Here is a 2,344-nt window from a genome sequence, read left to right on the forward strand (position 1 = left end):
GCGCTCGAGGAGGAGGCGGCCTCCATCAAGGGCAGCCGCTACGCGCTCGTGAAGAACCCCGAGGACCTCACCGACGGCCAGAGGGCGAGGCTCGAGGCGCTCAAGAAGAGGTGTTAGCGTCGGGTTTATTTAGCCACCATAGAGTCGAATTAATATCGCCATTAATGGCCGCGCTAATTTAGCCAATCGAGTCGCGTTTATTTAGCCAATACACCAGCGCTCAATTGATTGTTGTTTCCTAGTTGTGTTTACCTACTCAGCTTAATCGCCTGCGGGACAGACTCGACCGAGAACGTCTCGCACTCCGATCCCCTGAAGCTCGCGCCCTTCATCATGAACACGGATGCGCGGTCGAAGATCCTATCCAGCGTGCACATCAGCGTCTCGTCTCCCGTGAAGAATTCATCCCAGTTAACCGGCGGGGTGTTGCTGGTGAGGATAAGAATGTTCGGCCCTTCTTTCTCGTAACGTCGGTCTATGATGTCGAAGAACATGTCGGTGCACGCGCGGTTGAACGTGCAGCGGCCTATCTCGTCGATAACCAGGCAGGATGGCTTTACCAGAAAGTTGACCGCCTTGGCGGGGTTTCCGGATTCGATGGACCGCTCCAGCCTGTCCTTGAGCTCGGTGGCCTTCAGGTAGTAGGTTTTGTACCCGTTGAGGCAGCATTCCCTGGCGTACGCCTGCGCAAGGTGCGTCTTCCCGATTCCGCCGGGCCCTATGAACGCTATGTTCTTGCGCGCATGCAGGTTCGCGAGCGACGAAAGCTTCCTGATCGCCGCGGCGTCACGTCCCTGGATGCGCTTGAAGTCGAACCCTTCGAAGGTCTTGGGCGCCTTCTGCGGCAGCCTGCTCATCCTCAGCAGCGTGTCGATCGTCTTGTCGTGCTGCGTCTTCGCAAGGTAGGCGAAGACGGATTCCACTGCGCGCAGCTCGTCATCGCCGAAGTCGTTCCTCACCGCCAGCTCCGCAACCTCCTCGGGCGTCATGGCAACCTTGAAGCCCGATGCGGCCGCGCTGATGGAAGCATAGAGCCTGTCCGTCTCGGTATTTGTCATAGCAGGTCACCTCCGAAGTCGAACTTGGCCAGCATGCTCTTGCCCCTTGGCGGCTCGATCTGCGCTACCGCGGTCCCGGGAGGAACGCTGGGCAGTTCCACCGGCTGCGCTTCAAGGTACTGGTCCTCGCAGAAGGAGTCGCGCTTGCCCCATGTGACCGGATGCACCGCGAGCTCGCGGGACAGGTCATCGCTGTAGATACGGAGAAGGCCGCCTTCGCGGTTGACGCGACAGTCGCGATCCGCGTACCAGTACGGCACGCCGAACCTCCTGCCCTCGTAGCTGACGAACCCGTCGAAGCTGATTCTTCTCCTCGGGCAGAGATAGAGCGCAAGCTCGCCATCCAGCACGACGGATTTACACGCCGGCAGGCACGCGGCCCTGTGCGCATCCGCGGGAACGAGGTCGAGAGCGCGCCTGTATCGATTCGATTGGGATGCGCACCACTCCAGGGCCTCGATGTTCAGCTGCGTGATGTCCTGGAAGGCCCTTCCAGCGAGGAAGTTCCCCTTGACGAACTGCACCAGGCGCTCCACCTTGCCCTTGGTGAACGGGTGCCTTGGCTTGCACAGCCTGGTCTTGAAGCCGACGCACGCCATGAAGGCCGCATAGTCTAGCTGCCACATCGGCGAGCCGTGCGCATCACGACCGACGACCACGCTCTTCATGTTGTCGGTGAGGACGTACTCGGGGATGCCCATCACCATGAACGCGTGCACCATGCCGATAAACAGATTCTCCTGCCTGGCATTGGGGAAGAACTCGATGTAGCAGGCGCCGCAATGGTGGCATACCATAGCGAAGCAAGCGATCTTGTAGGCGCTGCCCTCCCAGTCGATGACGTTTGTGAAGCCCCAGTCCATCTGGTAGGCCTCGCCGGGTGCCGTCTGGAACCTGGTGCCGCGGCTGCCTTGCGGGGCGACGAGCCTCCGCTTCGCCGGAACGAGCGACATGTTGTCCTTGATGTACTGCTTGATTGCGGTGACTCCGCCAGAGTATCCCTGCTCCCTGAGCCTGTCGAGGCAGACCGATGAGTTGGTGACGCCCTTTCCCAGCAGCTCGTCGATGGTGCCCGTGTAGCCGGTGAGCACCGTTTTGGCAGAGCGTTGGCCAGTGCGTCCGTGCGGCGTGACCTTGAAGCCTTTTTCTTTCAGGGTTCTCGCCTTGGACCTCGAGGGTGACGCATAATTTCTTTCGCAAATTGACAACCGCATAGCGGAACACGGCCCATACCCCGTCATATGATTTCTAGCGACTAAACAACAAATCACCGACGAAGGGGGCAC

At 59.8% G+C, this 2,344-nt stretch carries 2 protein-coding genes; both read right to left on the reverse strand.

Annotated elements, in window-relative coordinates; all coding sequences use genetic code 11:
• Window positions 1–248: 248 nt before the first annotated feature.
• Entirely contained in the window at window positions 249–1,058 is an 810-nt protein-coding gene (locus ACTQ05_RS09370) for an ATP-binding protein (RefSeq protein ID WP_441055701.1), read from the reverse strand.
• Window positions 1,055–2,149 carry a Mu transposase domain-containing protein gene (locus tag ACTQ05_RS09375; RefSeq protein ID WP_441538949.1) on the reverse strand — a complete coding sequence of 365 codons (1,095 nt, stop codon included), beginning with the start codon at window positions 2,147–2,149 and terminating at the stop codon, window positions 1,055–1,057. The genes ACTQ05_RS09370 and ACTQ05_RS09375 overlap by 4 nt, the downstream gene beginning before the upstream one ends.
• Window positions 2,150–2,344: the final 195 nt, after the last annotated feature.

The sequence above is a fragment of the Collinsella sp. LCP21S3_A9 genome (genome assembly GCF_052118785.1).
Classification (GTDB): Bacteria; Actinomycetota; Coriobacteriia; order Coriobacteriales; family Coriobacteriaceae; genus Collinsella.